Source organism: Candidatus Peribacteraceae bacterium (genome assembly GCA_041661065.1).
GTDB lineage: Bacteria > Patescibacteriota > Gracilibacteria > Peribacterales > Peribacteraceae > CAIKAD01.
This window is the reverse complement of record JBAZVD010000001.1, coordinates 960,228-984,738: the sequence shown is the minus strand read 5'-3', so window position 1 is coordinate 984,738 and position 24,511 is coordinate 960,228. Positions and strand designations below refer to the sequence as shown.

Sequence of the window (24,511 nt, the reverse complement as noted above, 5' to 3'; positions counted from 1 at the left end):
TACACCCTGGGTATAGACCCAATGGAGCACCCATAGGTCCGTCAGAGATCAGTCGATCCAACGTCATCGAGCCCCATCATCTTCCCAACCCCGCACCACGCTTCTTGCGTGGATCCGGGGGAAGCCGGAACATGATGATGGGTGAGCATAGAGTCCTGGTGCCTGTAGCGACGGGGTCACACCCGATCCCATTCCGAACTCGGCAGTTAAGCCCGTCCGCGCCGATGGTAGCTGGCAGTACAGCCCGTAAGAGTAGGTCGGTGCCAGGACCCTGTGCTCTGATAATGAAGCCGCTTGTCCACAGGCGGCTTTTTGGTGTGTGTTCATCGCCGTTCATTCCTGCATCATCTCTTGCATCTTCTGGAGCAAGTCCTCCCTGTCCGCGCTCCGGAGTGCTTCCTTGAGCATTTTGAGCACCTGTTCCAAGCGGGGGACGGTTTCTGCGATGCGGTCACACGCGTTGGCGTTTGCCACGCACTCCCCGCGGATGCCCGCGTAGAGCGCCTTCGCCTCTGCGAAGGTGGATGCCGCGGTCATGGGCACAACCACATTCTCCTGCTTGAGGAGCGCGAGGATGCGGGGGGTGGCAGCGAAGACGCGGTCCGCAGCGGTGAGGAGGCGGCTGGGTGCGGGGGGAGGCGTTTGCGGGGTCCGGTGATACACTTCCTTGAGGAGCGCGTTCGTTTCCCGCAGATGCGCCTGCACGGCTTCCTTTTGGGTGCGCAAGCCTTCCCACGACGTGTCGTCGGCAAGCGGTACATCCCTCAGCCAGGTGACCGTGGCGAGGATCTTCTCCTTTGCCTCCGGAGGGAGGGTGGGGGAGGAGGCGACGAGGGTGAGGCGTTCCGTCGCTTCCTCCACGTGGGAGCGCAACTGTTCCAGCCGGTCATCCACTTGCCGTTCCGGAACCAGCTTCTCCTCAATTCTCCTGCGCAGCTCCGCTTCCAACACCTTCTGTTCCTCGGCGCCCAACGGGCGTGTGGGGAGGAGGGCGGGAGCGGTCACCGGAGACGTGAGGACGGGCGGCAGGCACCGGACCGTGCCATCGGCGAGAGATTCACTCCCCGCCGTGCAGCGGAGGAGGGAAGACGACGAAGAAGAGCGGAACAGTACGGTCCCCGAGGCATTCCTTTCTTCCGGGAGAGGTCGAAGAGAAGAGGAGGATCCGCCATCCTCTTCGGAAGAGGAAGACCGGGAGGAGGCGTCCTTCTCATCATTGTCACCCCCGGTTCCATCATCTTCCCCCGAACCGTCACCGTCCCCGTTGGTTTCCGGTTTTTGGAGGGTGAGCCAGAGGCAAGGGGGAAGATCCGTCCTATTGTCCTTGCACCTCTCGCTCTCGCAGAGCATGGGTTCATACGAACCGGGGGTGCAGTCGGCGGTGGAGAGGGTGCCGCACTGCCGGTAGAGGGCGCAGAAGGGGGAAGTGCCGTACTGTTGTTCCGGATCGGGGAAGTACGCCGCCTTCTTGAGGCATGTGTGTTGTGAGCAACGGGTGTCTCCGCAATCCAATTCCACCACCTGCGGATGGATGATGCAGGAATCCGTGCGGGAGTAGGTGTTCGTCGTGGGACACTCGAAGGTGAGCAGAAGGCATGGGGTAAACTGCGCGGTCTCGGTAGCCACACGGATGGAAGCGTTGATGTACGTGTCGTAGCTATCCACGGTGAGTTCCGCCTTGAGCAACAAGCTGGCGCCGGATACGGCGGAGGCAAGGGTAATGCCAAGAATGAGGAGTTGGGTCTGTCGGTACTTGAGACGCATAAATATGTGTTTGTATGACTATTATATACCAAAATACACAGAGTGTGCAAGAAAGACTAAAATATGGTATAATTACAATTTAGAAAGGGGAAAACTCACTCCAAATGCCGCGCCCAGCGTCACGTTCGGCGGAGTATGCGAAAGCCGCATGGCTGCGCCTGCGGTGGGGCTTGCCCTTCGCGGCGGCGCTGCTTCCCATCATTTTCCTCAGCATCTACTCGTTGCAGATTGCTTCGCGTTCGGTGAGGGATCTGGTGGAGAGCGCCAACCGTGCCGCGGCTTCCAACGTCTCGCAGCTCCTCACGCAGGACTTCATACGGACGGTGAACTTGGCCGATGCCATCGCTTCCGTTCCGGGGACGGTGGAGGCCGTGCAGGTGCAGGATGACATGGCCATGCGCACTCGCCTCAAGGCCGTAGTGCTCGCATACCCCCAAATCGACCGCGCGTTCGTCACGGACCGCAACGGCATCCTATGGGCGGATTATCCCCAGGCGCCCGGCGTGTTTGGCAAGAGCCAAACCCAAACGGACTGGTACCGCGGGCTCTCCGCCCAATGGAAGCCGTACATCTCCCGCGTGTACCTGCAGTCCTTCGATTCCAAGGCTCCCGTTGTTGCCATTGCCGCGCCGGTTTTGGACGAGACGGGGGGCGTGGCGGGTGCACTGGTGGTGGAGTACCGCACCGACCTAGTGCAGCGCTGGCTGCAGGGCATCCGCCTGGGGATGCAGGGGTACGTGTATGTTCTGGACCAGGAGGGGGTGGTTGTCGCCCATCCCGATTTGCCGGAAGGGGAATTCCTCCAGGAAGGGTATGCGGGGGTGGAAGCCCTCCAAGCTGCCCGCAGCGGTTCCACGCTGTTCACCCAAGAGTACCGGGATCCCATCAGTTGGGAGACGATGATGGCAACCTTCCAACCGTTGGCCGTGGGAGGAAGCCGGTGGACCGTGGTCGCGCAGCAGCCCAAGGAGGAGGCCTTCGCCCCGCTCAACCGCGTGAAGTGGAGCATCAGCCTGGCGGGGGTCATTCTCACGCTCTTCACGCTCGGCATGGTGCTGGCGCTGGCGCGTTCCAGTCGCCGCATCACCCTGCTCAATGCGGAACTCGCCGCCAAGAACATCACGCTCAGGGATATCACGTCCTTCGTCACCCACCAGCTGCGCGCCCCCGTGACATCCATGTCCTGGATGCTGGAGAGCATGCTGGACGGGGACTACGGCGCCCTGGGGGACGAACTGCGCAAAGGCCTGCAGGAACTCAAGGATATCGCTTTCCAGAACGGCGTCCTCATCAACGATATCCTCAACGTCTCCCGCCTGGACCGCGGCGTGCTGGAAGTGCGCGCAGTAACGGTCCCGCTCGCCGCCGTCGCCGATCGCGCGCTGCGGGATTACCTGCTCCCCATCGAGCGGTCGGGATTGAAGCTGGTGAGGGAAGGGGAGAAGGAAGAAATCCTGGTGCTGGCGGACAAGGAGAAGATGGCGGAGGCCGTGGCCAACAGCATCAGCAACGCGCTGAAGCATACGAAGAGCGGCAGCATCACCCTGCGGTTGCGGAAGGACGGGCAGTACGGGTACATCGACGTGGCGGATACGGGCGAAGGCGTGCCGCCCGAGCGTCTGCCGCACCTCTTCACCCGCGCCGGCGTCAAAGGGACCAACACGGCATCCACGGAGAGCACGGGGCTGGGCCTCTTCATCGCGCGGTCCTTCATGCGGTTGCAGAAAGGGGAAATCACCGTGGAGTCCCTGGTGGGGAAGGGAACCAAGTTCACGTACAGCATCCCCCTCTCCCGATACCAAGCAGCCCCTCCCCAAGCGGAAAACAGTGGAATTGCCTAAAAACATATAAGTGATATAATAATACTAACACACACCATGCGTCTCCGGTCCGTCTCCACCGTCATCCTTCTCTCCGCCGCTTTCGTCCCTCTTGCGTGGGCGACATTCGACGAGCTGGGTGAGCTCAAGCGGGAGCTCGTGAGCTGGCAGATGACGCACGCCGCGGATTTGAGCGACCTCGTGGAGACGCTGGACGACATGTCCGGCCCTTCCTTCACCGATGTGCAGGAGAGCGATTGGTACAGCTCGTACGTGGCTTCCGTGAGCGCGTGGGGGATCGTGACGGGGTACAGGGACAAGGGCGGCGAGCTCACGGGCAAGTTCGGGCCGGCGGAGAAGGTGACGGTGGCGGAAGCGCTCAAAATGTCGCTCGAGGCCGCGCAGGTCGATGAGAAGACGTGCGGCGCGGCGCCCCCCTCCCTCCCCGCCGCTTCCCAGCACTGGGCGTCGGCGTACGTCTCCTGCGGCGAGCAGAAAGACATGCGCCTCTTCGGGGAGAAGGCGCTCAACCTCAATCGCACCGCCAAGCGCGCCGAGGTGCTCTCCATCCTCCACGACGCATTCGGGGACGAGATCCCTCCGTACGTTTCCCGTTTCCGCGACACACGCGGCCATCCGCTGGAGGCCGATGTTGCCTACGCCACGTACCTGGGCGTGGTGAGCGGGGACCGCACGGCGCAGGGCGTGGATTTGGATACATTCCGTCCCAACGCGCCCATCAACCGCGCGGAGGTGGCCAAGATCATCTACATGCGCCTGCGGGAAGATGCCAAGAGGCAGATGTCGAGCGCAAATTGACGGAAAACCCCTGGCTATCCGTCCTTGATATCACCATGCTGTCAGTCCCTTTTCGTTGAAAGGAAGCCAATTATCAATACTTGACAAATATACAAAACATATTAATATATCCCACTATGTCTCAATCCTTCACCATTGCCGATTCCGATCTCCTGTTCGAGAAGGGACTGGCTGATGTTCTGAAGGGCGATGAGCGGCACATGTTCGACCAGTTGGAATACAAGGCGCTTACCATGCAAGAGAGCGAGCTTCGCCGATGGGCGGATTATGCACGCCAAAACATAGATAGGTTGACGCGGTCTTTCGCAGAAGAGAAGGAGCAGATCATTACGGAAGAGAAAGAGCAGATAGACACCGAAGAGACGAAGCGGAAAATCGCCGTAGCGACGGAGCAACATATCTACGTGGTGAGGATGACGTACTACCAGACGCTTGAGGAGCTCTTTGAGGGCGAGCTGTTCCGGCGCACCAAAGTGCCGGAAGATGAAGCGGGGTGGATGTGAACGGTCCTCCGTCCTCATCGCTAATAAGGTACACTCTTCTTCCATGCTCGAACGTCTTCAGAAAATCCTTTCAGCCAGAGGTATCGCTTCCCGCCGCAAGGCCGAGGAGTACATCCTGCAGGGGCTGGTACTGGTGAACGGCAAGCCGGCGATCCTTGGCCAGAAGGCGGATCCCGCAGTAGACCGTATCGAGGTGAAGGGCGAAGTGATGGAGGCGCGCAAGGAGATGTTGTACTACGTGATGCACAAGCCCCGGGGGATTGTGACGAGCAATATTGAGAAATCACCGGGCAAGAAACATGCGGGAGGGAACGCTGCGGGATCCCCCACCGTGCGCGAGCTTCTCCCCCTGAATTTGCAGGGGAAGGTTTTCCCCGTCGGCCGCTTGGATAAGGATTCCACCGGGCTCCTCCTCCTCACGAACGACGGGGTCCTCGCCTACCGTCTCACGCATCCCAAGTTCGATCACGAGAAGGAGTATGAGGTGGAGACGGAGGAGGAAATCACCAACGGGCAGCTGCAGAAGATGCGCGAAGGCCTGATGATCCTGGGGGAAAAGACCAAGCCGGCGACGGTGGAGCGGACGGGGAAACGGAATTTCAGAATAGCCCTGACGGAAGGCAAAAACAGGCAGATCAGGCGCATGTGTGAGAAAGTGGGGTGTACGGTGAAGAATCTGCAGCGTATCCGCATCATGACACTCCGGGATCCGCTCTTGAAGGAAGGGAAGATCCGCTTGCTCACGTCGCAAGAGAAGGCTCAACTTTTGGCTTCGGTTGGGCTATAATAGGTACGTATAACGTATTGCGTATCCCGTATTACGTATAAGGCTGTGGTCTCTGTTCATACGTACTACGCAATACGAAATACGGTATACGCAGCTTCCGTCATTATCTACAGATGAAATTCATTCCCCATGGCGCGGCTCAGGAAGTCACCGGTTCTTGTCATGAGCTGCAAGCCAACGGGAAGAGGATCCTCTTGGATTGCGGCCTCTTCCAAGGCCACCGCAGGGAAACAGTGGAGAAGAACGCCACGTTCGGTTTTGACGTGCGCACGATTGACGCAGTCCTCATCACGCATGCACACATGGACCACGTGGGGCGCGTGCCCTTACTCTATAAGAGGGGGTACCGCGGCCCCGTGATCGGCACGTTCGCCACCAAGGACCTGGCTGCGGTGATGCTGAAAGACGGCGGATACATCCAGGAGAAGGATGAGGAGTTCTTCCGCAAGAAGCTGAGCAAATCCATGCTTCCTTCCGAGGGGCCCCTCTACACGCAGGAAGACGCCATGGAGTGCATGCGCATCTTCCAGGGCAGGAACTACGGCGAATGGTTCGAGGTGACGGAGGGCGTGCGCGCGCAGTTTCTGGACGCCGGCCACATTATCGGCGCGGCCATGATCGTGCTGGAAATCACCGAAAACGGAAAGGTGACACGCCTGGGATTCACCGGGGACCTGGGCCGCAGCGCCCTCCCCATCCTCCGCGACCCCTCTCCCATGCCGGCAGTGGATATCCTCATCTGCGAGAGCACGTACGGGGGCCGCAAACACGAAGATGTGGCTCACGCAAGGGCTCATCTCGAATCCGTCATCACGAAGACCGCGAAGCGCGGCGGCAAAGTGATCATCCCGGCCTTCTCTCTGGAACGTACGCAGGAGATCGTCTACGACCTCCACATTCTGTGGGATGAGAAGAGGATACCGGCCGTGCCCATCATCATCGATTCCCCCCTCACATCCGCCGTCACGGAGGTCTTTATGAAGCACCCCGAGTGCTACGACAAGGACATGTTCGAGAAGTTCCTGGGCAAGCAGCACAATCCCTTCCAGTTCTCGCTCGTGCGGTACACGGAGAGCATGGAAGAGAGCAAGGCGCTCAACGGCACCCCCGGCCCCATGGTCATCATGGCGGCATCGGGCATGTGCGAGGCGGGGCGGATCCGCCACCATCTCCGCAATGAGATCGAGGATCCCCGCAACACCATTCTCGCCGTGGGGTACATGGCGGAGAACACCCTGGGCAAGCGCCTCATAGACCCCTCCATCGGTTCTGTGAAGATCTTCGACGAGATGTATGCCAAGAAGGCCGAAGTGGTCTCCATCGACGTCTACTCCGGCCACGCGGACATGGCGGATTTGGATGCCTTCGTCGCTTCCATTCTCGGTCTCAAGCAGGTGATCCTCGTCCACGGGGAACGCGGAGAGATGGAAATGTTTGCCGAACGCCTGCGGCAGAAGGGGCTCCCCATCACCATGCCCGCACGGGGGGAGGCGGTGGAGCTCGGCGCTCTCCCCGCAGAGGCCAAGCAGTGATATTTCCGCTTCAGTTCGCGGATTATACAATCCTTGTTGGATGGTGGTTGACCATGGCCGAGGACGGAGCAATGCTTCCTTGCTCTTCCCCCCTCCTCATGGTTTCCACATCACCTTCCAACGAATGCCTTTCGCCGGACGTGGCCCACGAGCGCTACCTAGCCGCAGTGGAAGCCGTCTATGGGGATGATGATCTGCAGTCGAATGTACAGGAAACGAGGAGGGACTCTGCCGCAGTCCTGGAACAGACGGAACAGGAGAAGGCGTAGGAGGCACAAAACGAGACAGGTTACAGCCCCATTTCCCCCGCCACAGGCTTCATTGCGTCCAGCGTTATTTGGACGAATTCGTCGAGGGGAATGCCGAGGAGCTCCTCGCATTTCCTGATCTGCTCGCGGTTCACCTGCGCGGCGAACGCCTTGTCCTTCATTTTCTTCGTCACGCTCTTCACCTCCACGTCCGCGATCTTCTTGGAAGGACGTACCAGGGTTACTGCGATGATGAAGCCGGTGAGCTCATCCACGCAATACAGGCAGCGGCGCAGATGGGAATCGAGAGGGTGTTCTCCTGCGTACTTCTCCGCATAGTGGGAACGGATATCTGCCAGAAGATCGGCAGGGGATTCGAGTTCCGAGAGCATCTGTTCCAACGTGGTACCACAGTGTGCTTCCGCATCTTTCTCCAGGTGGTCCCAGTCCAAGTCGTGCAGCATGCCTGCAACTTTCCACGTCGCCGGATCACCGCCGAAGCGGGATGCCAGCGCCTCCATCACCGCTCCCGTGGCGATCAAATGCGCCTTGGTCTTATCTGCGTGCTTGCCGAGGAGTCCGTGGGCGGCGGGGAGGAGATGGCCGTAGGTGGAAGATTGGGGAGGGAGCGAAGGAGGGGGGGTCATAGGAGTAGAGGAGGAAACCGAAGAAACCGAGGAAACCGAGGAGGCAGATTCTTTCGGATTCCTTGGCTTCCTCGGTTTCTTTTCCTCCGAGATCCCCATAGTGTCCGCCAACTCCGACTGCCCCAACGGCTTCATCAAGGGGAAGAGGATCACGTCGCGCAGGTTGCCTTGTTGCGTGAGCAACGCCACGATCCTATCCACGCCCATGCCCCAGCCGGAGCAGGGCGGAGCTCCGTATTCCAACGCTTTCACGTATTCATCGTCCTTGCCGTGTGCTTCGGCATCACCGTGCGCAAGCGCGGAAGCTTGCGCTTCGAAGCGCTGCGCCTGATCCACGGGATCGATCAGTTCGGAATAGGCGTTGACGATTTCCCATCCGCCGACGACCAGCTGGAAACGGTCTGTGATCTTGGGGTTCTCATCGTTCCTGCGCGCGAGGGGGGAAAGCTCGATGGGATGCTGGATGATGAAGGTCGGCTGCACCAGTCCCGGGCGCGCTACTTTCTTGTAGAGCTGGTCCACCAGACTTCCGAAGCCCAGCTCATCGATGTTCACATCCAAGCGGATACCCTTCGACTTAATGGCATCAACTAGGGCTGAACGCGAATCCGAAACCCCGAAGTCGATCTGGGAATGTTGGAGGATGGCTTCGCGTATGGAGAGGCGCGGCCAGGGGGGGGCAAAGTCGACTTCCACAAGTTTCCCGTCCCGGTCCGGTATCTTCACCTTCATGTTCCCGAGCAGGTCTTTGAGGATGGAGGAGAGCATTTCTTCCGTGAAGGCCATGTTGTGGGTGTAGTCCCAGTACGCGGCGTAGTGCTCCACCATGGTGAAATCCTGGAGGTGGCTGGGGTCTAAGCCTTCGTTACGGAAACAGCGCGCCACCTCGAACACGCGCTCGAACCCGCCCACCAGCGCCTCCTTGAGGAATGTCTCCGGCGCAATGCGCAGGTATACGTCCATGTCATATGCGTTGTGGTGCGTGGAGAACGGCTCGGCAAGCGCTCCCGACGCGGCGTTCACGAGGACGGGCGTATCCACCTCCGTGAAGTCCCGCGACCAGTAGAACTCGCGCAGCTTCCGGATGAACGCGCTGCGGAAGACGAAGCGGTCCAGGGTCTCGCGGTTGCTCATCAAGTCCAGGTAGCGCTGGCGCCATGCTGTCTCCTGGTCCGCGATCCCGTGCCATTTTTCCGGGGGTTGGCGCAAGGCTTTGCTGAGCACCGTCCATTCCTTCACCAGGACGGTTTGCTCGCCGGTTTTGGTGCGGAACGTCTCGCCCTTCACGCCGAGGAAATCGCCCAAATCCGCCAATGCCAGCGCACGGTCGTACTGCTCCTGCCCCAGGGCGTCCACACGGAACGCCACCTGCATCCTGCCGGAAAAATCCTGCAGCTGCGCGAACGTCACTTTTCCCATGTCGCGCCACAACACCACCCGGCCGGCCACGGCCACCTGTGTACCGTCCGCCGCTTGCTTCGCCTTTTCGAGGCGGTGCGTGCGGGGGAACGTAGCGGCGTACGGAGTGCCGCCGGCATCACGGATCTTCTTGGCTTTCTCCAAACGTATGGGGTCCATGGAGGGAAGAATACCCGCAGTCGTACAGGACTTGAAGGGTCCGATGGCCGTATCCGCAGGCGTGAGCACGGGGCGGAAGATGGACGGTGCGCGGAAGGGTGAAGGACGGTATCCTTTCCTCCATGAATGCAGGGTTGTCCGTTTCGCTCGCTTTCTTCCTCGGCATCACGGCCGAAGCGGCGCTCATCGCCTGGCGTTCCGGCATAGCCGCGCCGCCGCAGCGCCGTGCGCTGTGGGCGTGCCTGGGGGTGGCGGCGCTCGTGCTCCTCTTCGCCCTCCTCCCCGGCACCACGGAGGCGGAAGCCCTCAGCCGCCTCCGGTGGGGCACGGCCGGCTTCCTGCTCGTGTATGCCCTCTCGTTCCGCACGCGCGTGCTGCCGCGGCTCACGGAGCGGACGCTGCTCCTGTGGACCGTCCTCTCACTCTACCTGCTCCTGCTCCTGCAGACGGCGCTCCCGTTGCCGCTCCCCACGTTCCTCGCACTCCTCATCCTGCCGGCGGTCGCGCTCTTCTTCGGCCTTACTTCCTTCCAGCCCAACCGTCCCTGGCGCGCCGTGCTGTACGCCTGGTTCCTGTGCCTGGTGGCGCTCTCCGGCTTCTGGCAACTCTTCTTCTTTCTGTTCGGGGAGGAGCTCCGGCGCATCGGCAGCGTGAGCGCGCTCATCGCGGGCATGGCGCTCTGCGCGGCCGGATTGCACCTGGTCACCCTTCTGCGCTTCCTTCCCCTGCCGTTCGAAGAAATGGAATCCTGGACGGAGCAGTGGCGGGAGTGGCGCAGCGAGACGCGTGCGTCGGCGGAAGAAGTGCAAGGCGATGCCAATACTTCGCTCCGTCGCTTACTTCTTCTCCTCTTCTTCCTCCTTATTCTCGTGAGCGGGTTCTTCATCCTGGGGGTGCCGGAGCCCCTCCTGAGCGGTATCGTGGTTGCGGCGTTCCCGTTCCTCACGGCGGAGCGGCGGGAGGAGCAGCAGATGATTTGAAGATCGTTTTCGTTCTGTCCCCCTATGTAAGGAAGGAACGAATGGTGAAAATGCGTTTGACGTCCACCCAAAACCTTTCTAAACTCCCCCCGCTTCACCTGATTTCTCAGGGAATCGGGTGTTGATCGCTTACGTTCCCGGTTCGCCTTCCTTTAAAGGAACAAGCGAGCCCAAGAACCTCCAAGCCCTATGCAAGGCCTCATCGCCAAAAAAGTCGGCATGTCGCGCGTCTTCCTCCCCAGCGGGGAGGCTGTTCCCGTGACGTACCTCAAAGTGGATCCCAACGTGATCGTGCGCACCAAGACCAAGGAGAAGGACGGGTACGAGGCGGTGGTGCTGGGCGTGGGCGCCAAGCCGTGGAAGAGCCGCAAGGGCAAGGCGAACGTGCGCTACAGCGTGCAGAAGGAATGGAAAGTGGAAACGCTGGAGGGGCTGGAGGCGGGCAAGACGCTTACGGCCGAGATCCTGCCCGAGAACACCGTCGTCACCATTTCGGGGACGTCCAAGGGGAAGGGATTCCAGGGCGTGATGCGCCGGCACCACTTCTCCGGGGGTCCCGGAGGCCACGGATCGCACTTCAAGCGCGAACCGGGGTCCATCGGCATGCGCACCCAGCCGGGCCGCGTGCTCAAGGGGCACCCCATGGCGGGGCATATGGGGCTGGAGAACGTCACCGTCAAGCATCGCGCCATCGTCGCCGCCGACCTCCCCAACGGCATGATCGCCGTCAAGGGTCCCGTTCCCGGGCCCAACGGCGCAACCGTCTTCGTCACCAAGGAATCTTCCCCCGAGGCCAAAGCCTGACCCCCCCCATGAACGTCGATGTGTACTCCGCCACCGGCCAGAAGACGGGAACCATGGAGCTTCCCGCGGAGCTGTTTGCAGCCCCGGTGAACAGAGGGCTCATGCACCAGGCGATGGTGATGCAGCGCAGCAACGCGCGTTCCCCCATCGCCCATGCCAAGAGCAGAAGCGAGGTGGTGGGTTCCACACGCAAGGTCTACGGACAGAAGCACACGGGACGCGCCCGCCGCGGTCCCATCCGCAGCCCCGTGATGCGCGGCGGCGGCAAGGCGTTCGGACCCAAGAAGGAGCGGAACTTCACGAAGGAAATGCCCAAGTCCATGCGCCGCGCCGCATTGTGCGCGTGCCTCTCCTTCCAGGCGAAGCGCGGGGCGGTGATCGGCTTGGAGGCGTACCCCGAGACCATCAAGACCAAAGAGGCCATGCACCTCCTGGGCAAGCTGCCCGTGGAGCAAGGCCGCCGCACCCTCATCGTCACGGCCGCGCCGCACAAGGCTCTCACCCTCTCCACGCGCAACATCCCGGGCGTCAAAACGCTCCTCGCCGCGTATCTCAATCCCCTCGACATCCTCACCGCCCGCCATGTGATCTTCATGAAGGGGGCGGTGGAGAAGGCGGTGGAGGTGTTCGTTCGCCGGAATGTGCGGGTGAAGGTGGAGAGTGCTTCTGAGGAGAAGAATCAGAAGATGCAGAAGAAGCAGAAGAGCCAGAGGAGTGCGGAAAAGAAAGCTTCTTCCAGCAAGACGACCAAGACGTCGTCTGCATCTTCTGCTTCCTCTGCTACCTCTGCTTCCTCTGCATCTTCTGCATCCTCCAAATAATGGACCTCTCCCACGTCATCCTCGGCCCCGTCGTCACGGAGAAATCGGAACGCCTCAAGGCGGCCGGACCGCGCCACACGCATACGCTCCTGGTGCACCAGGATGCCAACAAAATCGATGTGAAGAACGCCATGCAGCGTTACTATGACGTGTCCGTGGAGAGCGTGCGCATGATCAAGACCAAAGCGAAAACCCGCAAACTCGGCGACGGGCGCGTGATGGAGAAGCGTCATGCCGCCAAGAAAGCGCTCGTCACCCTCTCCGCCAAGAGCAAGACGCTCGATCTCTCCACCTTCGGTTCAGCCGCATAATTTGCCTTCTCTCTCATTCTGATCCATGCCTCTCAAGAAGCCCAAAGCAACGACTCCCGGACGACGTCAGATGACGATCGCCGACTTCAGCGGCCTCAGCAAACGGGGGCCGGAGAAGAGCCTCGTCGCCGGCAAGAACCGCATCTGCGGCCGCGACAGCAGGGGGAGGGTGGCCATCCGCCACCGCGGAGGCGGGCACAAGAGGCTGTACCGCTTCGTGGATTTCAAGCAGATCGACCACCGCGGCGTGCCGGGAAAGGTGATGGCGCTGGAGTACGATCCCAACCGCTCCGCCCGCGTGGCCTTGGTCTACTACGTCAGCGGCTCCAAGTCCTACATCCTGGCGCCGGAAGGCCTGCAGGTGGGCGATACGGTGGTCACGGGTTCGCGCACCAAGGTGAAGACGGGCAACCGCATGGAACTGCAGCACATCCCGGTGGGGTACCGCGTGCACAATCTGGAGATGCAGATCGGGCGCGGCGGGCAGGTGGTCCGCTCCGCCGGCACGGCAGCCACCCTGCTCGGGTTCGACGGGGACTATGCCCTCATCCAACTGCCGTCGAGCGAGATCCGCAAGGTGCGCAAGGAGTGCTACGCGTCTATCGGCGTGGTGAGCAACCCGGAACATAACCTCATCACGTGGGGCAAGGCCGGCCGTCTCCGCTGGAAGGGCCGACGTCCCACGGTGCTCGGCAAGTCCATGAACGCGGTGGATCACCCGCATGGGGGAGGGGAGGGGCACAGCCCCATCGGCCTCAAACATCCCAAGACTCCCTGGGGCAAGCCCGCCTTGGGCGTGAAGACCCGGCGCGTGAGGAAGCCTTCACCATTGATTATCCGTAGACGCTTACGTAAGAAGAAGAAATGAGAATTTCCCCCGCCATTGTCGGCTCGTGTCCGTATGACGTATTACGTATACCGTATTACGTATACGCAATACGAAATACGCAATACGGTATACGTTCTCTTCCTCTCTAACCATGTCCCGCTCACTCAAAAAAGGCCCCTACGTTGATCCCAAGCTCTTCCGCAAGGTGATGAAGATGGTCGAAGCGCAGGAGAAACGGATCGTGAAGACCTGGGCGCGGGACTGCGACATCCCCCCCGAGTTCGTAGGATTCACCTTCGCGGTCCATAACGGCAAGGACTTCATTCCCGTGTACATCACGGAGCAGATGGTGGGGCACAAGCTGGGGGAGTTTTCCTGGACCACAAAATTCAAAGGCCACGGCGGCAAGGCTGCCACCACCGTCGCTCCCGTCCCCGGCACACCGGCTCCCGCCGCCCCCGCTCCCGCCAAATAACCCTCACCAATAACCGCGGGCAGGAATGCCCGCTCTCACCATCATGAAAGCCTACCTCCGTTCCGTCCGCATCGCGCCTAAGAAAGCCAACCTCATTGCGAGGATGGTCCGCGGCATGCCGGTGCCCGCGGCGGTCATCGCGCTGCAGCACACCAACAAGAAGGCGGCGCGCATCGTGGAGAAGCTGCTCCTCTCGGCCATGGCCAACGCTTCCCACAACGAGAAGCAGGACCCGGAGCAGATGGTCATCGCGTCCATCGTGGTGAACCAAGGCCAGGCGTACCGACGCGGCATGCCCAAGGCGCGCGGACAGACACGGCCTTTCCGCAAGTTCCTCTCCCACATCGAGTTGGTGCTGGGGTATCCCTCCGAAGGGAAGAGTCCGAGGATTCCGAAGAGTCCGAGGAAGGATAAGAACGAAGGATCTGCTTCACAGGATGCCAAGAAACCTGTAAAACAGGTACGTTCTGCAAAGGAGAAGAAGAACACCAAATCCTCTGATTCCTCTATATCTTCTGTTTCCTCTGCATCTTCTGCTTCCTGATTATGGGTCAAAAAGTGAACCCCAACGGCTTTCGACTCGGCTTCACGCACACGTGGCCCTCCACGTGGTTTGCGAAGGGGAACAAGTACCGCGAGCTCTTCCTCCAGGACGTGCGGATCCGCCGGTTCATCATGGGGCGCATCAAGGAGGCGGGGATCAGCGCCGTGGACATTGAGCGCGGGAAGAAGGTCACCGTCACCATCCACACCAGCAAGCCCGGCGTGATCATCGGCAAGCAGGGCGCCGCCATCGAGGAGCTCCGCAAGGAGCTGGAGCGCAAATACGGCGGCTCGTTCGAGGTGGACATCAAGGAGATCCGCAGCCCCGATTCCGATGCGGCGGTGATCGCCGAAACCATCCAAGGGCAGATCGAGCGCCGCATGCCCTATCGCCGCGCCGTGAAGATGGCGATCGAGAAGGCCATGCAGGCGGGCGCCATAGGGGTGAAGGTCACGGTGAGCGGCCGCTTGAACGGCGCGGAGATCGCCCGTGACGACCTGTTCAAGGAGGGGAACGTCCCCCTGCAGACGCTGCGCGCCAACATCATCCACGCCAAGCGCCATGCCATCACCAAGTTCGGCACCATCGGCGTGCAGGTGTGGGTCTACTCCGGCATGGTCTTCAAGAAGATCCAGCAAGTACAGTCCGCTTCCCTGAAGAATACCCCCTCAGAATAATCCTTCCCGCGGGCAGGAATGCCCGCCCCCTCTCCCATGCTCGAACCGAAGAAGCTCAAATACCGCAAGCAGCACAGGAACCGTGGCGCCTTCTACGGGAAGGCGACGCGTGGCATTGAGCTGGCATTCGGCAGTTTCGGGCTCAAGGCGCAGACGGCCGGCGAGCTCACAGCGCGCCAGATCGAAGCGGCACGCCGCGCCATGACGCACCGCGTGCAGCGCGGCGGAAAGATTTGGATCCGCGTTTTCCCGCACACGCCCGTCACCAAGAAGGCCGCCGAAGTGCCGATGGGCTCGGGGAAGGGGAGCGTGGAGTACTACGCATGCGTCATCCGCCCCGGCGCCATCCTGTTCGAAATCGACGGCCTGCCCGAGATCGCCGCCCGCGAGGCGTTGATCCTCGCCAGCCACAAACTCCCCATGCGCACGAAGATCGTCACCCGCCACACCCTCTGAACCATGGCCACCCACCTCTCCAGCTACGGCGAACTGACGGCGATGCCGCCCGAGGAACTGCGCCGCGACATCGCAGCCCAGCGCACCCTCGTGCGCAAGATGCGGCTCGGCGTGGAGATGAAGAAGGAGAAGGACACCGCCCGCTACCGCCGCGAGAAGCGGCAACTCTCGCGCATGCTCACGGCGCAGGGGGCACAGCAGCGACAGCCTAAGAAAGTGTTGAAGAGTAAGCCGAAAAGTCGTATAGTGTCCGCCTCCGTCCCGCCCCGCGGGGCGGCAGCGGACAAGCTCCCCTCCGCCACGGCGGGGAAGGCTGACGTCTCTTCCTCCACTTCCGCATCATGAGAACCAAGAAGGGCCTCATTACGTCGGCGAAGATGCAGGACACCGTCACGGTGACCGTCCATCGCTCGATGTTCCACTCCAAGTACAAGAAGCGCTACTCCATCAGCAAGAAGTTCCTTGCGGACAGCAAGGGCTTTGACCTGGCGGTGGGCGATGAGGTCCTCATCACCGAGTGCCGGCCGCTGAGCAAGCGCAAGTACTTCCGCGTGACCGAGGTCACGAAGCACGCGCCCCGCGTGAGCGAGTTGGCGGAGGAGAAGGACCTTACGGCGGTCACCCAGCGCACGCAAAAGACGTCCGATTCCCCTGATTCCCCCCAATGATCCAACCGCAGACCATCCTCGGCGTAGCCGATAACACGGGTGCCAAGAAGGTGATGTGCATCCGGGTGCTCGGCGGCACGCGCCGCCGGTACGCGGGCTTGGGCGACGTGATCATCGTTGCGGTCAAGGAAGCAGCTCCCCGCGGCACGGTGCGCAAGAAGACCGTGGAGCGCGCGGTGGTCGTACGCACGCGCAACGTGGTCCGCCGTAAGGACGGTTCCGCCATCCGCTTCGACGACAACGCCTGCGTCATCATCCAGAAGGACGGCATTCCCAAGGGCACGCGCGTCTTCGGCCCCGTCGCCAGGGAACTGCGCGCGAAAGGATATCAAAAGATTATTTCCCAAGCCCCCGACGTTCTATGAAATTGCACACGGGCGACACGGTCGTCGTCATCAGCGGCAAGGATAAGGGGAAGACGGGCAGCATCATGCGCGTCATCCACGCACGCAACCACGTGGTGGTGGGAGGCATCAACATGCGTACGCGCCACATCAAGAAGACCTACCAGGAAGCGGGGCGCATCGTGAAGTACGAGGCGAGCATGAATGCTTCCAAGGTGATGCTCGTGGACCCCAAGACCAAGAAGCCCACCCGTATCGGCTTTGCCATCAAGGAAGGGAAAAAAGTGCGCATCGCCAAGAGGAGCGGCGAAGTGGTGCGCAAGGTGGCCGCGCCCCGCCCGGCAAGCTCAGGGCAAGCCAAGAAGACCGACGCGTCGAAGGCTGCGCCTGCGAAGAAAGAGGAGGTGAAGAAGGAGGCGCCGACGGGCAAGCCCACCAAGCAGCCGTTCTGGAAGAAGCTGCAGTTCGGGTCGGCGGAAGGGGAAGGCGGTGCCCCCCCCGATGAAGCGCGCTCCAAGCAGGACCACACCATTCCCTCGCAGAATATTCCCCCCAAGACGAGCGGGAGAGGCTCTTGATTCCCTTTGCTCCCATCAATCCCTGACCGATGAAATACGAATCCCTCCATCACCGGCTCCGCGGCCCCATCGCCAAGACGCTCCAGAAGGAGTTGGGGGTCGATAATATCCATGCCCTTCCGCGGATGGAGAAGGTCATCGTGAACGTGGGGATCAACAAGACCAAGATGGACAGCAAGGAGCTGCACCAGTACATCGGTGAAACACTTGCCCTGATCACGGGCCAGAAGCCCGTCTTCCGCAAGACGCGCAAGGCCATCTCCAATTTCAAGACCCGCGAAGGCACCACGGTGGGCGCCATGGTCACGTTGCGCGGTGCCAAGATGGAGGAGTTCCTCGACCGCCTCCTGAGCTACGTTCTCCCGCGCATCCGCGACTTCCGCGGCCTCCCCACCAAGCTCGACGGGCACGGGAATTACGCCATCGGCCTCAAGGACCACACCATCTTCCCGGAAGTGCCGTCGGTGGAAGCGGGCAGGATTTTCGGCTTGCAGATCCAGCTTTCCACCACGGCGAAGAACGATGAGGAGGGGAGGGCGCTCCTCAAGGCGCTCGGAATGCCGTTCCAGCCCACCTCCGCTCCTCGTGGTCACTCGGAGTCTACGGCGGGCGGGCGGGAGCAGAAGAAAGATAGTACAGGTTCTTCCGCATCTGATATTTCATCATGAGCGCTCTCACTGCTATTGTCGGCATGCGTTCGTATCACGTATTACGTATGACGTATGACGTCTGCGCAATACGCAATACGCAATACGCAATACGTCCAGATTGTTCCATTGCTTCCACCTCCCTCTGATATGGCCCGCTTATCGATCGTTCTCAGCCAACAGCGCAAGCTCCAAGACTTCTTGGAGGCCAAGCGCGCGGGCAAGAAGCCGGTGTTCCCCACCCGCGCCTACAACCGCTGCCAACTGTGCGGCCGACGCCATGGGTACATGCGTTTCTTCGGCGTTTGCCGCATTTGCTTCCGGGAGCTCGCCACCAACGGCGACATTCCCGGCGTCACCAAGTCTTCCTGGTAATCTCCCCTCCCATGCCCATCCTCTCAGACCCCATCGGCGATCTCCTCACCCGCATGCGCAACGCGCAGAAGGCGCGGCACACCTCGTGCAAGGCGCCGTGGTCGCGCATCAACCAAGAGCTGCTCACACTGCTCCAGAAGGAGGGGTGGGTGGCGGATGTCCGCGTCCTTGGCGAAGCCCCCAAGCAGGAGGTGGAGGTGGTATTCGATCCCGAGAAGAAGCTCACCCTTCAGCGCGTCAGCAAGCCCGGCCGCCGGGTCTACAGCGGCGCGCAGGAACTCAAGCCGGTGCTGCAGGGGTATGGCATCGCCGTGGTCACCACCAGTCACGGTCTCCTCACCGACAAAGAAGCGCGCAAGCGCAAGGTGGGCGGGGAAGTTCTCTGTACCGTATCATGAATGTCTCTCTCTTCATTCCTGGCGCTTCGTATGACGTATTACCTATGACGTATTACGTATACGCAATACGCAATACGCAATACGCAATACGTTCTTCCTTCTAACCATGTCTCGTATAGGTATCAAACCAGTGGCCCTCCCCTCCGGGGTTTCCGCCGAGATCAAGGCCGGAACCGTGACGGTGAAAGGACCCAAAGGCGAACTGCAGATCGTCCTCCTTCCGGAAGTGACGGTGGAGGTGGACGGGAGCGCCGTGAAAGTGTCGCGTAAGGATGATTCCAAAGCCGCACGCGAGAGGCACGGCCTTACGCGCATGCTCATCCACAGCATGGCGGTGGGCGTGAGCCAGGGGTATGAGAGGAAATTGGAAATCATCGGCGTGGGCTACAAGGCGCAAGCGAAGGGCAAGACGCTGGTACTCAATTTGGGCCACTCGCATCCCATCAACTTCGCCATACCCCAGAGCATCGAGATCGGGCAGGACGAGAAGAATAAGAACATGCTCACCATCAAAGGCATCGACAAGCAGCTCGTCGGCCAAGTGGCCGCACAGATCCGGAGCCTGCGTCCCCCCGAGCCGTACAAGGGCAAGGGCGTGCGTTACTTCGGGGAGCAGGTGCGCCGCAAGCCGGGCAAGGCCGCTGCCGCCAAGACCGCCGCATAAGTATGATCCTCCACTTCGTCATTGTCGGCTCCGTTTCTCTCCGGAAAGCTTCCAGCCTCCAGCGGTCAGCTGTCAGGAACAGTACAAGCTGGAAGCTGGCAGCTGAAAGCTTCTTCGATTCTTCCTTTGCTCACACATGTCTCAGTTGAAATCTCAGCTTCGGCACGCCCGCCGCCGCCGCATCCGCGCGCGCGTCCGCGGCACGTCCGCACGCCCCCGCCTCTCGGTGTACCGCTCGCTCAAGCGCCTCTCGGCGCAGATCATCGATGACGTGACGGGGCGCACCGTGGTTTCCGCGGACACCAAGGAGACCAAGGCGAAGCTCAACCTGGACGGTGCCAAGAAATTGGGCACACTGCTCGCCAAGAAGGCGAAGGAGAAGGGCATCACCGCCGTCGTCTTCGACCGCGGCGGCTACCGCTACCACGGCCGCATCAAGGCCCTTGCCGATGCCGCCCGCGAAGGAGGTCTGACGTTTTGATCTATCCCAATCCCCAGTCCCTAATCCCTAATCTCCAGCATGGCTAAATCCTCCCGTCCTGATCGTAAGCGTGGTGACCGCGGCCGCGGCCGCCGCGAGCCCAGTGAGTTCGCCGAAGCGACCCTGAGCATCGACCGCGTGACGCGCGTGGTTAAGGGCGGGCGCCGCATGCGCTTCCGCGCCATCGTGGTGGTGGGCAACCGCAAGGGGAAGGTGGGGCTGGGGACCGGGAAGGCGAGCGAGGTGCAGGCCGCCATCAAGAAGGCCGTAGCCTCCGCCAAGCGCGACATGCTTCGCGTGCCGCTCATCAACGGAACCATCCCCCATGCCGTGGAAATCAAGCACAAGGCGGCGCGCATCCGCATTCTGCCGGCGCTCCCGGGCACGGGTGTCATTGCCGGCGGCGCCCTGCGCGTGATCCTGGACCACGCGGGCGTAAAGAACGTGCTGAGCAAGCGCTTCGGTTCCCGCAACAAGCTCGTCAACGCGCAAGCCACCATGCTCGCCCTGCAGAAGCTCCGTGCCGTGCCGGCCGCGCCGGTGGAGGAGAAGGCAGTGGAGAAGGGTCCGGTAGTGGAAACGCCTTCGGGTGATACGGTGCAGGTGCAGCAGGTTTCTCGCAAGGAGCTGGAGGAGAAGAACCGCCAGGCGAAGAGGAATAAATTGGAATAATACTGTTTATCTCCCACCCCCTTACCTCCTCCCCATAGGGAGGGGGACGCGGACACGCAAGATCTTCTTGGAAGAGAGGAACAGACTTTTAGGCTTACGTAAGGGCTAAACTCGAACTCGAGAAAAGCCCCTTGGGCAAGGGGCTTCATCCATTCGTTCTGTGGACGGGATGTATTCCTCACCACGTGCGGATGGCGCCGAATTCCTGCGCCCAGTAGGTACCGGCTATTCCGACGCCGAGCTCCAGGAAATCCGGGTTGAGGATGTTAGCGCGATGACCGGGGGAGTTCATCCAGTCATTCATCACTTGTTCCGGGGTGCGCTGGCCGCGGGCGATGTTCTCGCCGTAGGAGCTGCTCCATTGGCAACCCGTGCACGTGGGGGCGTAGCCGGCGGCTTTGACGCGGTCGGAGGGCGTGCTGCCATTGAGCCCCGTATGGCTGAAGTAGTTCTGCGCCTGCATGTCTTCGGCGTGCCGCTGTGCGGCGAGCGCGAGCTTGTCGTTCCACGCGAGGGGAGAGAGGTTCGCTTTCTGCCGTTCACCGTTCACCAGTTCCAGTATGCGTTGTTTTGAGGTTTCCGGTGCTGTGGAGATGGAAGAAGTTGAGGAGCTGGACGGAGAGGAAGCAGAAGATACAGAGGATGCAGAAGAAGCAGAGGAGGGGATCGTCGGGATGCTCAGAGACGAACTGGAACGCGAGGATATCCACGATGGCAAGCTCCAGGCGCTGCTGCTCTGTCCGTTCCCGAAGGAAAAGCCTGCGGGGAAGAGGGAGGTGGGGAGGGAGCGGTTGAGGCGCTGTTCGCGCAACGCTTGGGCGCGTTCAAGCAAGGAGGAACGGGACAGGCTGGCTGAGAGGACATTCGTCGTCCCGTGCTGCGGGGTGCTGGAAACGGAAGAAGGGCGCGAAAGCGCGGGAGACGAGGAGCGGTTGGTGAGGGGGCAGCTGGCAGGGTAGGAGGGGAGGGGTGCGGCGGAATGGGCACTTGCCACCCAGAAGAGGGGGAGGGCAAGGGCGAGTGCCGCGTAGTTCTTGGCATGCATAAAGCAGGGGTTAGGGGTGAGGACTTCGGATGTCGGACGGAGCCGGTGATGACAGGGAACGGACACGTCTCCATGCTCTCCTTCACCACATAGCTCGTACACGTGAGCGTGGCGGGAGGATGGAGAGGCGAGGCTGCTCCCTAGAGAGGGGCAGGCCCTGAACCAGAACTCGCTGCGCTCGTTCGGTTCAGGGCAGGGGTTGCCCGCGCGGGCTATCACGACACACGTTGTCCCCGGACAACCGAGGGCGGATGGCGTGATCAACTTGTACCGGTAGGGGGCGACTCTTCTCATGATGCGACTCCGCGTCAACGGTGATCGCGAAGATTCTTCCGGAAACGTATGATCACAACCGAAAAGGGGGGAGTGGGGGAGTGGTCAGAAGAACATTCTATGGTTTGGGAGATCGACATTCTTCCCGTGGCATGGTCTGGCGCATCAGAACTGGCACTCTGCCTACGCAAGGGAAAACGGAAGAGGATTGAAGAGAGAATTTCCGCAATAGAAAGCCTTTCCAGATGGCTCCTCACCTCCCATTCTCTTGTTGACCTTCCGGCAATCCCCCCCTACAATCGCAGCCCATGCTTCATGAGTTGAAGCCAGCACCGGGTTCGACGAGGCCGCGCAAGCGCGTGGCGCGCGGTAATTCCGCAGGCGGAGGAACCACGGGGGGGCGCGGCACCAAAGGACAGCAGTCCCGCGTGGGCAAAGGCCGCAAGTTCGGTTTCGAGGGCGGGCAGACGCCGCTCATACGCCGCCAGCCCAAGATGGGCGGGTTCACACGGCCGCGCCGCGTGCACTACGAGATCATCAATTTGGATGTGCTGGAGGAGAAGCTTTCCGCCGGCAGTTACGATGTGGCGGCGCTCAGGGCGGCGCGCATCGTGCGCACGAGCCGTCCCGTGAAGCTCCTAAAAGGAACCTCCCTCACGAAGGCGTTCACCCTCGCCGTCCACGCCGCCACGAGCGGCGCCAAGGAGGCACTGAAACAGGCCGGCGGAAAGCTCCAGATCGTGAAGAGAACGTAGGCCATGCTTCTCCTGGAGGCTTTTGTCGGTTATGCTTTCCTTCGTTCAGCCTTCAGCTCTCCGCTTTCAGGGGACTCCACTGACCGCTGACCACTGATAGCTGTCCGCTCTCCGGACGAACCCTTCGCTTCCACCCACTCCACACATGTTCCGCTACCTCCAACAACTCTGGCACTCCGAGGAACTGCGCAGGCGCATCCTCATTACGCTCGGACTCCTGTTCCTCTACCGCCTCACGGCGCACATCAACGTGCCGGGCACGGATCCCGCGGCGCTGGGACAGTTCCTCAATAACCGCAACGCGGGGGGCGCCATCGGCATCTTCGCGGCGCTCACGGGAGGCGCCATCGACAACTTCTCCATCGTTATGCTGGGGCTCTCGCCCTACATCAACGCGTCCATCATCGTGCAGCTGGCCACGGTCATCTTCCCCAAGTTGGAAGCCTTGAGCAAGGAGGGGGCGCAGGGGCAGCAGGAGCTCAACCGCTACACGCGCTGGCTCTCCCTTCCTCTCGCGTTCGTGCAGAGCTACGGCTTCCTCATTCTCCTGGGGCGCGGGACCGGAGGCCTCAACCTGGTGGACACCAGCTTCCCGGGCGTGCTGGCCCCCATGCTCTTCGTCACGGTGGGGTCGCTTTTCCTCATGTGGCTCGGCGAACTGATCACGGAGAAGGGGATCGGCAACGGCTCTTCCCTCATCATCTTCACGGGCATCGTCACCGAAATCCCCGCGCGCGTGAGCGCCATCCTCATGAGCGGCGACACCAAGATGAGCGCTTTCCTCTTCTTCGCCATCGTCTCCGTGGGCATGCTCATCGCCGTGGTCCTCTTCACGGACGCCCACCGCCTCATCCCCATCACGTACGCCAACCAGGGCGCGGGGCGGGGTGTACAGGGCAACATTCCCATCCGCCTCAACCAGGCGGGCATGATCCCCATCATCTTCGCCATCTCCCTCGTCACGTTCCCCAGCGTCTTCGCCCAGTTCCTGCAGACGGCGCCGCGCTTCCAGGGAGTGGTGCAGTTCATCGCCACCTATCTCAGCTCCAACAACCCCAGCTACACCTACATCGCCGCGTATTTCCTGCTCGTGCTGGCGTTCACGTACTTCTACGTGTCCGTCACCTTCAAGCCAAAGGAAGTGGCGGAGAACATCCAGAAGAGGGGAGGTTTCATCCCCGGCGTGCGGCCCGGGCAGCAGACGGCCCACTTGCTGGCGCGCACGAGCAACCGCCTCAACCTGTGGGGTGGCGTCTTCTTGGGGCTGGTGGCCATCATACCGCTGCTCTTCACGCGCTATACCACGCTCTCCAGCTCCGATCTCATCATCTCCGGCTCGGGGCTCATCATCATCGTCGGGGTGGTCATGGAGCTGATCCGGCAGGTCAATGCGCAAATGCTTGCGCATGATTACGAGAAGCTCGTGTAACATGGATCTCCTCCTCTTCGGCATCCAAGGCTCCGGCAAAGGCACACAGGCGAAGAGGCTCGCTGAAGCGTTCGGTTTCGACATCTTCGAGGCCGGCGGAGAGCTGCGGAAGATCGCGGCGGATGGATCAGAACTGGGGCAGACGGTGAAGTCCTACATCGATCAGGGAAAGCTGGTGCCGCACGGGATCATCATGCAGGTGGTCAAAGAGGCGATCCAGAAGCGTCCCGCCGGCCAGCGGATCCTCTTCGACGGCATCCCGCGCGACGGGGACCAGCAGAAGGATTTCGATGCGGTCATGAAGGAGGTCGGGCGCGACTTCCGCGCCATCCATCTCCTCTTGGATCCCGAGGAAGGCGTGCAGCGCATCCTTGGCCGTGCGAAGATCGAGGGGCGGGCGGACGACGCCAACGAGGAAACCATCCGCCGCCGCATGAAGACGTTCGTCGAAAAGACGATGCCGGTCATTGAGTCGTACAAGGAGGAAGGGAGGGTGGTGGAAGTGGACGGGAAGCGTTCCATGGATGAGGTGTATGGGGCGTTGGAGGGGATTGTGAGGAAGTTGGGGTAATGCAAAATGCAAAATG

31 protein-coding genes and 1 rRNA gene are annotated in these 24,511 nt (G+C 61.3%); 29 read left to right on the top strand and 3 right to left on the bottom strand.

Annotation, left to right across the window (positions count from 1 at the left end; translation table 11 throughout):
* Positions 1–154 precede the first annotated feature (154 nt).
* Positions 155–269: ribosomal RNA gene (rrf, locus tag WC698_04535) — 5S ribosomal RNA — on the top strand.
* A 64-nt stretch (positions 270–333) separates the two neighbouring features.
* Here rrf and WC698_04530 read toward each other — a convergent pair.
* Positions 334–1,764 carry a hypothetical protein gene (locus tag WC698_04530; GenBank protein MFA6039501.1) on the bottom strand — a complete coding sequence of 477 codons (1,431 nt, stop codon included), beginning with the start codon at positions 1,762–1,764 and terminating at the stop codon, positions 334–336.
* 104 nt (positions 1,765–1,868) lie between these two features.
* Between WC698_04530 and WC698_04525 the strand changes: the two genes are divergently transcribed.
* The 6 genes from WC698_04525 (at position 1,869) to WC698_04500 (ending at position 7,494) form a co-directional block, all read left to right on the top strand.
* Positions 1,869–3,605: a sensor histidine kinase gene (locus WC698_04525; GenBank protein ID MFA6039500.1), complete on the top strand. Its 1,737-nt coding sequence runs from the start codon at positions 1,869–1,871 to the stop codon at positions 3,603–3,605.
* 36 nt (positions 3,606–3,641) lie between these two features.
* On the top strand, positions 3,642–4,403 hold the full coding sequence (locus WC698_04520; GenBank protein MFA6039499.1) for an S-layer homology domain-containing protein: 762 nt from the start codon (positions 3,642–3,644) through the stop codon (positions 4,401–4,403).
* A 116-nt stretch (positions 4,404–4,519) separates the two neighbouring features.
* The gene (locus WC698_04515; GenBank protein MFA6039498.1) at positions 4,520–4,906 is read left to right on the top strand and encodes a hypothetical protein; all 387 of its coding nucleotides are present in this window, start codon (positions 4,520–4,522) and stop codon (positions 4,904–4,906) included.
* Between the two features lie 43 nt (positions 4,907–4,949).
* A complete protein-coding gene (locus WC698_04510; protein MFA6039497.1) occupies positions 4,950–5,693 on the top strand; it encodes a pseudouridine synthase in 744 nt (247 codons plus the stop codon).
* Between the two features lie 113 nt (positions 5,694–5,806).
* Positions 5,807–7,225, top strand: coding sequence for an MBL fold metallo-hydrolase (locus tag WC698_04505; GenBank protein ID MFA6039496.1), 1,419 nt, complete (start codon positions 5,807–5,809; stop codon positions 7,223–7,225).
* A 98-nt stretch (positions 7,226–7,323) separates the two neighbouring features.
* Entirely contained in the window at positions 7,324–7,494 is a 171-nt protein-coding gene (locus WC698_04500) for a hypothetical protein (GenBank protein ID MFA6039495.1), read from the top strand.
* Between the two features lie 20 nt (positions 7,495–7,514).
* Here the strand turns inward: WC698_04500 and lysS are convergent, their stop codons facing one another.
* Complete coding sequence (lysS, locus tag WC698_04495; protein ID MFA6039494.1) at positions 7,515–9,698, bottom strand: lysine--tRNA ligase; 2,184 nt, start codon at positions 9,696–9,698, stop codon at positions 7,515–7,517.
* Positions 9,699–9,820: 122 nt separating this feature from the next.
* On the opposite strand from lysS, the gene WC698_04490 reads away from it, so the two are divergent.
* From WC698_04490 to rpsE, 19 genes are all read left to right on the top strand, one after another.
* Complete coding sequence (locus tag WC698_04490; protein MFA6039493.1) at positions 9,821–10,678, top strand: hypothetical protein; 858 nt, start codon at positions 9,821–9,823, stop codon at positions 10,676–10,678.
* Positions 10,679–10,867: 189 nt separating this feature from the next.
* Positions 10,868–11,482: a 50S ribosomal protein L3 gene (gene rplC, locus WC698_04485; protein MFA6039492.1), complete on the top strand. Its 615-nt coding sequence runs from the start codon at positions 10,868–10,870 to the stop codon at positions 11,480–11,482.
* Between the two features lie 8 nt (positions 11,483–11,490).
* Positions 11,491–12,303 (top strand): 50S ribosomal protein L4, encoded by an 813-nt coding sequence (gene rplD, locus WC698_04480; GenBank protein ID MFA6039491.1) that lies wholly within the window; start codon positions 11,491–11,493, stop codon positions 12,301–12,303.
* Positions 12,303–12,614, top strand: coding sequence for a 50S ribosomal protein L23 (locus WC698_04475; protein ID MFA6039490.1), 312 nt, complete (start codon positions 12,303–12,305; stop codon positions 12,612–12,614). Before rplD ends, WC698_04475 begins: the two co-directional genes overlap by 1 nt.
* A gap of 25 nt (positions 12,615–12,639) precedes the next feature.
* Positions 12,640–13,482 carry a 50S ribosomal protein L2 gene (gene rplB, locus WC698_04470; protein MFA6039489.1) on the top strand — a complete coding sequence of 281 codons (843 nt, stop codon included), beginning with the start codon at positions 12,640–12,642 and terminating at the stop codon, positions 13,480–13,482.
* Positions 13,483–13,594: 112 nt separating this feature from the next.
* Positions 13,595–13,918, top strand: coding sequence for a 30S ribosomal protein S19 (gene rpsS, locus WC698_04465; protein ID MFA6039488.1), 324 nt, complete (start codon positions 13,595–13,597; stop codon positions 13,916–13,918).
* A 43-nt stretch (positions 13,919–13,961) separates the two neighbouring features.
* Positions 13,962–14,462 carry a 50S ribosomal protein L22 gene (rplV, locus tag WC698_04460; GenBank protein MFA6039487.1) on the top strand — a complete coding sequence of 167 codons (501 nt, stop codon included), beginning with the start codon at positions 13,962–13,964 and terminating at the stop codon, positions 14,460–14,462.
* A gap of 2 nt (positions 14,463–14,464) precedes the next feature.
* Positions 14,465–15,139: a 30S ribosomal protein S3 gene (gene rpsC, locus WC698_04455; GenBank protein MFA6039486.1), complete on the top strand. Its 675-nt coding sequence runs from the start codon at positions 14,465–14,467 to the stop codon at positions 15,137–15,139.
* A gap of 36 nt (positions 15,140–15,175) precedes the next feature.
* Positions 15,176–15,595, top strand: a complete 420-nt coding sequence (gene rplP, locus WC698_04450) for a 50S ribosomal protein L16 (protein MFA6039485.1) — start codon at positions 15,176–15,178, stop codon at positions 15,593–15,595.
* 3 nt (positions 15,596–15,598) lie between these two features.
* The gene (locus WC698_04445) at positions 15,599–15,940 is read left to right on the top strand and encodes a hypothetical protein (GenBank protein MFA6039484.1); all 342 of its coding nucleotides are present in this window, start codon (positions 15,599–15,601) and stop codon (positions 15,938–15,940) included.
* Complete coding sequence (locus WC698_04440) at positions 15,937–16,263, top strand: uS17 family ribosomal protein (GenBank protein ID MFA6039483.1); 327 nt, start codon at positions 15,937–15,939, stop codon at positions 16,261–16,263. The genes WC698_04445 and WC698_04440 overlap by 4 nt, the downstream gene beginning before the upstream one ends.
* A complete protein-coding gene (rplN, locus tag WC698_04435; protein ID MFA6039482.1) occupies positions 16,260–16,628 on the top strand; it encodes a 50S ribosomal protein L14 in 369 nt (122 codons plus the stop codon). The genes WC698_04440 and rplN overlap by 4 nt, the downstream gene beginning before the upstream one ends.
* On the top strand, positions 16,625–17,185 hold the full coding sequence (rplX, locus tag WC698_04430; GenBank protein MFA6039481.1) for a 50S ribosomal protein L24: 561 nt from the start codon (positions 16,625–16,627) through the stop codon (positions 17,183–17,185). The genes rplN and rplX overlap by 4 nt, the downstream gene beginning before the upstream one ends.
* 29 nt (positions 17,186–17,214) lie before the next feature.
* Positions 17,215–17,853 (top strand): 50S ribosomal protein L5, encoded by a 639-nt coding sequence (rplE, locus tag WC698_04425; protein MFA6039480.1) that lies wholly within the window; start codon positions 17,215–17,217, stop codon positions 17,851–17,853.
* 129 nt (positions 17,854–17,982) lie between these two features.
* A complete protein-coding gene (locus tag WC698_04420) occupies positions 17,983–18,207 on the top strand; it encodes a type Z 30S ribosomal protein S14 (protein MFA6039479.1) in 225 nt (74 codons plus the stop codon).
* An 11-nt stretch (positions 18,208–18,218) separates the two neighbouring features.
* A complete protein-coding gene (gene rpsH, locus WC698_04415) occupies positions 18,219–18,605 on the top strand; it encodes a 30S ribosomal protein S8 (protein ID MFA6039478.1) in 387 nt (128 codons plus the stop codon).
* Between the two features lie 106 nt (positions 18,606–18,711).
* A complete protein-coding gene (gene rplF / locus WC698_04410; GenBank protein MFA6039477.1) occupies positions 18,712–19,269 on the top strand; it encodes a 50S ribosomal protein L6 in 558 nt (185 codons plus the stop codon).
* Between the two features lie 136 nt (positions 19,270–19,405).
* Positions 19,406–19,750, top strand: a complete 345-nt coding sequence (gene rplR / locus WC698_04405) for a 50S ribosomal protein L18 (protein ID MFA6039476.1) — start codon at positions 19,406–19,408, stop codon at positions 19,748–19,750.
* A gap of 39 nt (positions 19,751–19,789) precedes the next feature.
* Positions 19,790–20,422 carry a 30S ribosomal protein S5 gene (gene rpsE / locus WC698_04400; protein ID MFA6039475.1) on the top strand — a complete coding sequence of 211 codons (633 nt, stop codon included), beginning with the start codon at positions 19,790–19,792 and terminating at the stop codon, positions 20,420–20,422.
* 178 nt (positions 20,423–20,600) lie between these two features.
* Here the strand turns inward: rpsE and WC698_04395 are convergent, their stop codons facing one another.
* Positions 20,601–21,467 (bottom strand): CAP domain-containing protein, encoded by an 867-nt coding sequence (locus WC698_04395; protein ID MFA6039474.1) that lies wholly within the window; start codon positions 21,465–21,467, stop codon positions 20,601–20,603.
* 581 nt (positions 21,468–22,048) lie between these two features.
* Here WC698_04395 and rplO point away from each other — a divergent pair.
* From rplO to WC698_04380, 3 genes are all read left to right on the top strand, one after another.
* A complete protein-coding gene (gene rplO, locus WC698_04390) occupies positions 22,049–22,495 on the top strand; it encodes a 50S ribosomal protein L15 (protein MFA6039473.1) in 447 nt (148 codons plus the stop codon).
* A gap of 145 nt (positions 22,496–22,640) precedes the next feature.
* On the top strand, positions 22,641–23,924 hold the full coding sequence (secY, locus tag WC698_04385) for a preprotein translocase subunit SecY (protein MFA6039472.1): 1,284 nt from the start codon (positions 22,641–22,643) through the stop codon (positions 23,922–23,924).
* 1 nt (position 23,925) lies between these two features.
* Positions 23,926–24,495 carry a nucleoside monophosphate kinase gene (locus tag WC698_04380; GenBank protein ID MFA6039471.1) on the top strand — a complete coding sequence of 190 codons (570 nt, stop codon included), beginning with the start codon at positions 23,926–23,928 and terminating at the stop codon, positions 24,493–24,495.
* The last annotated feature ends 16 nt before the right edge of the window (positions 24,496–24,511 follow it).